Source organism: Neobacillus sp. PVCKKU3 (assembly GCF_058323225.1).
In genome coordinates this window covers 107743-114646 of sequence record NZ_JBLVQN010000018.1, presented here as the reverse complement: position 1 = coordinate 114646, position 6904 = coordinate 107743, and the positions used below count along the sequence as shown (strand labels likewise).

General features: G+C 38.1%; 6 protein-coding genes and 2 pseudogenes. 1 reads left to right on the top strand and 7 read right to left on the bottom strand.

What is annotated here, in order from left to right:
- Positions 1–675: 675 nt before the first annotated feature.
- A pseudogene (locus ACNQGS_RS14095) lies at positions 676–1344 on the bottom strand (GTP 3',8-cyclase MoaA); the annotation flags it as partial.
- Between the two features lie 49 nt (positions 1345–1393).
- Here ACNQGS_RS14095 and ACNQGS_RS14090 point away from each other — a divergent pair.
- A pseudogene (locus tag ACNQGS_RS14090) lies at positions 1394–1528 on the top strand (helix-turn-helix domain-containing protein); the annotation flags it as partial.
- A gap of 382 nt (positions 1529–1910) precedes the next feature.
- On the opposite strand, the gene ACNQGS_RS14085 reads toward ACNQGS_RS14090, so the two are convergent.
- From ACNQGS_RS14085 to ACNQGS_RS14060, 6 genes are all read right to left on the bottom strand, one after another.
- Positions 1911–2126 carry a hypothetical protein gene (locus ACNQGS_RS14085; protein WP_491487859.1) on the bottom strand — a complete coding sequence of 72 codons (216 nt, stop codon included), beginning with the start codon at positions 2124–2126 and terminating at the stop codon, positions 1911–1913.
- A 2-nt stretch (positions 2127–2128) separates the two neighbouring features.
- Entirely contained in the window at positions 2129–2398 is a 270-nt protein-coding gene (locus ACNQGS_RS14080; protein WP_491487858.1) for a hypothetical protein, read from the bottom strand.
- A gap of 76 nt (positions 2399–2474) precedes the next feature.
- A complete protein-coding gene (locus ACNQGS_RS14075; protein WP_491487864.1) occupies positions 2475–2906 on the bottom strand; it encodes a peptidase dimerization domain-containing protein in 432 nt (143 codons plus the stop codon).
- 369 nt (positions 2907–3275) lie between these two features.
- The gene (locus tag ACNQGS_RS14070; protein ID WP_491487857.1) at positions 3276–3518 is read right to left on the bottom strand and encodes a hypothetical protein; all 243 of its coding nucleotides are present in this window, start codon (positions 3516–3518) and stop codon (positions 3276–3278) included.
- A 102-nt stretch (positions 3519–3620) separates the two neighbouring features.
- Positions 3621–4799: a two-component system sensor histidine kinase NtrB gene (locus ACNQGS_RS14065; RefSeq protein WP_491487856.1), complete on the bottom strand. Its 1179-nt coding sequence runs from the start codon at positions 4797–4799 to the stop codon at positions 3621–3623.
- 1043 nt (positions 4800–5842) lie between these two features.
- The gene (locus tag ACNQGS_RS14060) at positions 5843–6862 is read right to left on the bottom strand and encodes an NAD-dependent epimerase/dehydratase family protein (protein WP_491487855.1); all 1020 of its coding nucleotides are present in this window, start codon (positions 6860–6862) and stop codon (positions 5843–5845) included.
- Positions 6863–6904: the final 42 nt, after the last annotated feature.

Here is a 6904-nt window from a genome sequence, read left to right as displayed (position 1 = left end):
CTATAACTTAATAAGGTATTAGTTCTAGCAGCACACCGAAAATATAAAAACGTGTACCAGTTCTGTAGTCCTACTCTAAAAAGTCTCATCCCCCCCAAAAAAAGCAATATATTGAAAAGGAAAACAAAAAAGGAGACACACTAAAATTATCTTTTGAAAAAAATAATTTAGTGAGTCTCCGAGTCCTCTTCACAAAATATTAACTTTAAATTAAGTATATCCGAGATTGTAAGCGTTGGCAATAAAAAAGTAAATTTAACATAATTACGTTTAAACCTTATAATCAAACCTGGATTATCTCGACATCTGTTTCTTCATGCAATCCATATTTGATTGAAGGCTGTTTTGTTACAGGGATCTCGAAATTAATGTTGATGGCAGCCCTAGAATTCACTACAGATTCTCGAATCCACCAATGGAATAAAAGCAGGTAAACCCTTATCAAGAGCCTGCCTTTTCTTTTAAAACGATCTGTAATACGTATTCCAAATGTTCCGAGTGTATGTGGGAGCACATGGAATGCTGGTAAGTTACTAAAAAATAATCCGTTACTAAAAACCTAAATGCAATTTAGTGGGCCCGGATCTCTAAATCTGGAACGTTCTCCATATCTGGCTGAATAGAAGAAACTCGTAACCCCCATTACCTTTGGAGTCTGTATTAATAATTAGATGCTCATCCACCTATATATGACATTTCAATCTTTTTCCTGGCTTTTCTCGTTTCCTCGGTGCGTTCATCAGAATAACGGTCGGAACGATGATTCCAAATGCCTTTAATTCTTTCTTCTACCTCTTGATCGGTAGCTCCACTTCTAATAAAACCCCTAATATTATGGCCGTTTCCGTTAAATAAACAGGTGAAAATTTGCCCATTTGCTGACAATCTTGCACGGGTACAGGTTGAGCAAAACGATTCAGATACGGAGGTAATAAAGCCGAAATCAATATCCGTCCCTTTATAACGGTAACGCTTGGCCACCTCTCCGTAATAAGCAGCCTCCACCGGTTCAAATTCAAAGTGTTCTTTTAAAATTTCATATATTTGTTGCTTTGTAACAACGTCCTCCATCCTCCAACCTTTTGTACTGCCGACATCCATATATTTAATGAACCGTAGTTCTAGGTTCTGTTCTTTACAGTAGGTTGCCATCGGAATAATTTCAGCGTCGTTCAATCCCTTTTTTACAACCATATTGATTTTTATGCGAAGGCCTGCGGCTTTTGCGGCCTCAATTCCTTGGAGTACCGGGCCAACTCCCACATTCCTGCCATTTATTTCACCAAAAAGTTCATCATTTAAACTATCTAAACTTATATTAATCCTTTCAAGGCCGGCTTCCTTAAAATAGAGTGCCTGTCACCACCCGAATCTCAATACCTTATATAAAAAGAATGAAAAGGTAATCAATGAACGAACAGTAGATGTCCATATCAAAAATTTAAGAGAAAAAATTGCTGAGTACACAGATTATCCTTTTATCGTAACGTTAAGAGGGATTGGGTATAAGTTTGCAACTGAGGGTTAGGGAAAGGTGTGAAAAAGTGTACTGCCACTACCCACTAATGCCGGGAGATGTTTGACAAATAACTGGAGGTGACAGGCGCTTTTCTTTTTTTTTACATAATCCAGAAATTAGTGGCCTTAATTTAGTGCCTGACCCCCACTGCACACTTGTGCGGTGTGTATGGACAACACAGGGGGAATGGTGAGAAAAACAGCAGGAACCTAGTCTCCGCTGTTTTATTTAACCTAAATAATATTTTCTAGTATTTTTATTTTGGAACAGAAAAAAACACCTGCATTTTGCACAGGCGCTGTAGGTCGGATATTATTTATTTTTCCATTAAACATTTTCTCGCTTATGTTTGACTCCATCTATCCAAACAATTGCTTTCTCTTCATCTATTTCAAACACCAGAATTACTTTTATAAAGACCAAGTCTAACCCAATAACCTTCAAGCATGCCATTTGGTATTTTCTTGGCGGTAAGGGTTGGCGCAAAGGATAAACGGCTAAATGAGTCCATGTAGATTCTTTCTTTTACATCAAATGGGTATGCAAGAATTTCACCTAATTCATCGAGAGCAGTTTTTGACCAAAATACTGTATATTCCTTGTCCATAATCAGGACTCCTCGAACTTTTTACGAAGATACTCAAGCCCCTGTTCTTTGCTGTAAAAATGTCCATTTCTGCGATCTTCACGACTTTTTTGAACTTGCCTTATAAGATTCTCATCTTTTGCAAGATAGTCAACTTCCGTCTGATTTAGAGTTGCCTTTTCCCGCTTCAGGTTCAAAAATTCAATAAAGTCATACACCTCAAGAGCATCTTGTTCTGGAATTTGGTCAATCAATCGTTTTAATTCTTCACGATCTATACTCAAGCCTCTCACCGCCCCATGGTTTTTCTGCTTCCATTATATCACATATTTTATTACCCCTAAGCATTCAAAAACACTGGTACTTATTTTAAAATAATCTGCGAAACACACTCCACGTGTGTAGAATACTGGTCACTACACCAATTCCTTTAACGGAAATTTCCAAATTTAAATGTTTTTTACCGAGTTCTTTAGCCAGATCAACCATTTTAGACTGTCCTGAAGTGAAAACACTTGGTAATGACATGGTCACTTCAACATCAATATTGGGGCCTTCTTTATTGTAAATGCTCGCTGTTGTGTTGAATAAGTCAATCACTTCATCGTTATCAAATTCCGGAATCGTACGCACGTTTATTTCAGCTACTTCTTTTTCTGGAACTGAGTTTACTTGGTTCCCTGCATGAAAAATCGTTGTACTCATAACCAATTTATCTAGAACTTCATTCCTACAATTGGGTGGTGCCTGGCACTTTTTATTGCAGCTTGAGTTTATTAGGAAAGAGGTATGAAATGTCATGGTAACGATGAGAAGAATTGTTGCGCAAAACGGAACCGCATAAAGTACCTCCAACACCATCACTTTTACCTCTTTTAAAAAGGAATTTTTATGGTATATAATGAATATATAATAAAAAAGAGAAGTGCTGGTAACACTTCTCCCTGCAGCCTTTACCGTCAGGGTGATGGTTGTTTGGGCAATTTATTTGTGAGAACCACCCTGCTTTGAACGGCGTCGGGTGGTTTTCTTGTGTTCTAGGACGTTTTTCCGAATATGTCGTCTTCTAAGGAAATTTTCTGTTCTGCTAGGAAATGGTAGATGTATTGACCCAAAGTGGATTCTTCAAAGAGAAAACTATTTTCGTAAAGTTCTTTCACCAACATGTGATCACATCTCATTATTTTTATAATATGGTCCACGTGCATCGTCCTTAATGGATGCTGAACGGCTAAACAAGGGTTGGCTCTGTTCCTTTCGTTCATCAATTGCACCCGTATACTCGTTGTAATTCACGGCGAAGGTCCCAATTTGGCCATTTCGGTTTTTCGAGACAATGATTTCAAGGGAATGAACTTGAGAATCCTTGTCATAATAGGCTTCGGTGATTGAATAACGGGCTCGTACTTTCATATACTATTTTTTGCTGCTTAAACTAAAAGACTTTTAATTTTGTGTGGGAAAACCATTTCCATAAAAAATAGGACCAATTAGGTCCTATAAACTAAACATCTACTAATCTTTGGAAAAGTCCAGAGCGTGACTAGCACCAGTATCTAAAGGAAGACAAATAGTAAAAATAGACCCATATTTCGGAGTACTACTCACCTCAATAGTTCCCCCATGGTCCTGAACAATTTTCTGACATATGGATAGCCCCAGACCCGTTCCTTCTGCTTTCGTTGTAAAGAAGGGATTAAAGATTTTTTTCAGGTCTGCATCTTCTATACCTACACCCGTATCACAAACCTCACAAACTGCTAAGTTCCCCACTTTGAACAATCGAATCGTAATATGTCCACTTTCACCCATAGACTGAATGGCATTGTTAATTAAATTTACAAAAACCTGTACCATTTTATTGAAGTCCATTTTCACCAAAAGATCAGAATTATACTCCGTGTTTGTGTATACAATTTGATGTCCTACACTTTGGGCTTCGGATTTGGTTAAGGAAATGACCCTCTTTAAACAATCGTGGATGGAATAAACTTGGTATTGAGAAACATCTGGTTTTGAAAATTGTAGGAATTCAACCGTTAATTTATTCATCCTGCTGACTTCACTAAAGATTAAATCATACCAAGGCTGTATATTATAATGATCCTCTTTGGAATGTTGCAGAAACCCTTGAATGATCGTCAACGGGTTTCTAATTTCATGTGCAAGTCCAGCAGCCATTTCTGCTATTAGCTTCACTTTTTCCTCTTTGTGCCGTAATTCTTCACGTTTCTTCTCTTCAATAAGAGTATTTTTTTTCGCTTCCATTTCAATAATATACTGAATGATCAGTACGACAGCTATTGAAGTTAGAAAGTCCGATCCAACCCCAAATATGCTATAGGAATTTACAGGGGAATACGTAGCGCGAATAACAGTGTAAAAAACCATGAAACCAAAACCAAGAAAAATCCCCTTGACGGCTCCCTTGACTTGGAATAAAAATTTACTAAGTAAAATGATATAAATGGAATAACACCAATTCAGTTGGCTGGTGTAATGAAACAATAGTAACGAAATGATTTCACCAGATGCGATAAACAAAAATAAGTGGGTATACACTCTTTCCAAAAAGATACTGGCTATAAATAGAAGACCAAATACAATCATAAAAAAGGCATTTTGAGTTTTCTCTAACGAAACCGAGGCGAAAATGACAAATACTACATAAACAGGCAAAACAATATGATACATTAAGCGAAAAAACATAAGTTCTCCCCATTCCATCTCCCATGGCAATCAAACTAATTATACACAAAGCTTCCACTATAAAACACTAGTTAAAGTTTACCTTAAAATAAGAAAAGTGCCTCCCCGAATAATATCGAGGGATTCGACAAAATGCGGATAGTGAAGGCACGTATTATTAGATATGCATTTTATTTTACGGTTAAGTTACTGTCCAATAGGGGAGTATTGAACAAAAGTCTATAAAAATAATTTTTAAACTCATAATATAACCCCATATTTCTTCGATAAAAATGACAGCAAAAAAACGTCATTTACTTATGATAAGGTTCACCGCATCACAAATAGGACTTAAAAAGAGTGCCTGGCACCACCCGGTTGGGTCAGTCCCCAAATCAGGCGCCGCATTTGAATGGAATCATTTTTAGTCGTAATGCCTTTTGAGCGATAGTAAAATAAGCGTAGATTTTCGGTTAAATGCAGAATGGAGCACGTTTTGGGGTAAATAAGGGAAGCTTTTCCGCTTATGCAAAGCAAAATCCTCCATTTTCAGGATTTTCGAGTCAATAGGCGAAAATTCTTCGTCTATTTAAGATATTTTTAATTATATTCACTGATTAAGCGAAATCTTTCCGTCTATTTATCTGATCGGGTACTTAATGTGATTCCCCAACCGATATGAGCGGATCTGTTGATCCCAGATGCAGGAATCAACATCTTTTTATCGACTAGTTGGGTAAGTACTTTTTAGCCCCATGGCAAATCCATATGGCTGTTATAAGCTAAATCTAAATACCTTTTCCATCCTTGAAATCATTGACTTCCTATTCTGGATGAAGATATCGGAATTGGTAAAATAGAGGCCGCCATACCTGCTTCAAAAACAACATTTCAGCCTGTTTGTTACCTTCTTATAAGCGTTCTAGCCTCCCAAACTTTAAGGGGAGGCTTTTGGCTAAAATCCTCAATTACTTATGGTGCAGTTTAAAGTATTCCCGATTGAAGGCAGAGATATTTTACACTCAGCCTGACACCCTAGTCTGTTCCACTCACCCCTTATGAGAGGAAGCAGGCTCCTTTTCATCCGTCCAAAACAGAGAGGTATTTTTGATCCACTTCATATAATCGTTAAAAGCTTCTTTAAGTCCATATTTAGGAGTGTAGCCTCCGTCGTGTTGCAGACGCTCAATCACTAATCTGCTGGCATCTTTCGGAGCGAAGTAGTCGATATTGGCTTCGTCTGGATTGTCAACTACACGATGGCTGAAACTCGGAAACTCTTTTTCTAGCAGTTTACACCAATCCTCCACGCTCCATTGCTGACCTGGGCCAATATTATATAGATCGAAGTGTAAATCATTATGTTGCATCAGATGCACAATGGCATTGGCAACATCACGGCTGTAGACCCAATCTCTCATACCAGGCCATGGCATCAACACTTCCTGATTCATAAATGCAAGCCTCGTTGCCTGAAACGGTCCCGAAAGAGTGTGCCTAATACCCGTATAACGCTCCCACGGTCCAAACACTTGACCGATTCGTACCACTAATACTGGTAAACCAAATAACTCTTTATACCTAAGTACAGTTCTCTCCGCGGCATACTTTGTAATCTCATACAAAGATCTCGGCGTGGGAATAGAGTCTGTTTCAGACAGCCTATTATCGATATAAGCAGTGTCACCATACACGGATACGGAACTTAAATAAACAAATTTCTCAATCCCATGTCTTCGGGCAGCTTCCAGCACTTCCACCGTGCCCATATAATTAACATTGGTGACATCCTTACTCGATTGTTGTTCTCTTTTAAAATCAGGTGTCATCACGGCAGCGTGAATGATCGTCTTAATGTTATATTTTTCAATGACGGAGTCTAATCGTTCACGATCTAAAACATTTCCTTCCACAAATTCATAATGTCCACGTCGGCCCTTTAAGGACGGGAGCGCTTCATCCGGCACAGGAAGAGTCGCATAATTTACAACATGTAAATTTTCATCTAGGAGTCGTTCTGTAATATTAATCCCCACAAAGCCGGAACCCCCGGTTAGTAAAACAGTCATTTAAACCATCCTTTCTCTTGCATTAAATTAGATAGCTTAGGA

What these genes read in the sequence shown, in the direction of transcription:
- ACNQGS_RS14085 (WP_491487859.1), bottom strand. Translation starts at nt 2,126, where the DNA reads ATGGACAAGGAATATACAGTATTTTGGTCAAAAACTGCTCTCGATGAA.
- ACNQGS_RS14075 (WP_491487864.1), bottom strand. Translation starts at nt 2,906, where the DNA reads ATGACATTTCATACCTCTTTCCTAATAAACTCAAGCTGCAATAAAAAG.
- ACNQGS_RS14070 (WP_491487857.1), bottom strand. Translation starts at nt 3,518, where the DNA reads ATGAAAGTACGAGCCCGTTATTCAATCACCGAAGCCTATTATGACAAG.
- ACNQGS_RS14065 (WP_491487856.1), bottom strand. Translation starts at nt 4,799, where the DNA reads ATGTATCATATTGTTTTGCCTGTTTATGTAGTATTTGTCATTTTCGCC.
- ACNQGS_RS14060 (WP_491487855.1), bottom strand. Translation starts at nt 6,862, where the DNA reads ATGACTGTTTTACTAACCGGGGGTTCCGGCTTTGTGGGGATTAATATT.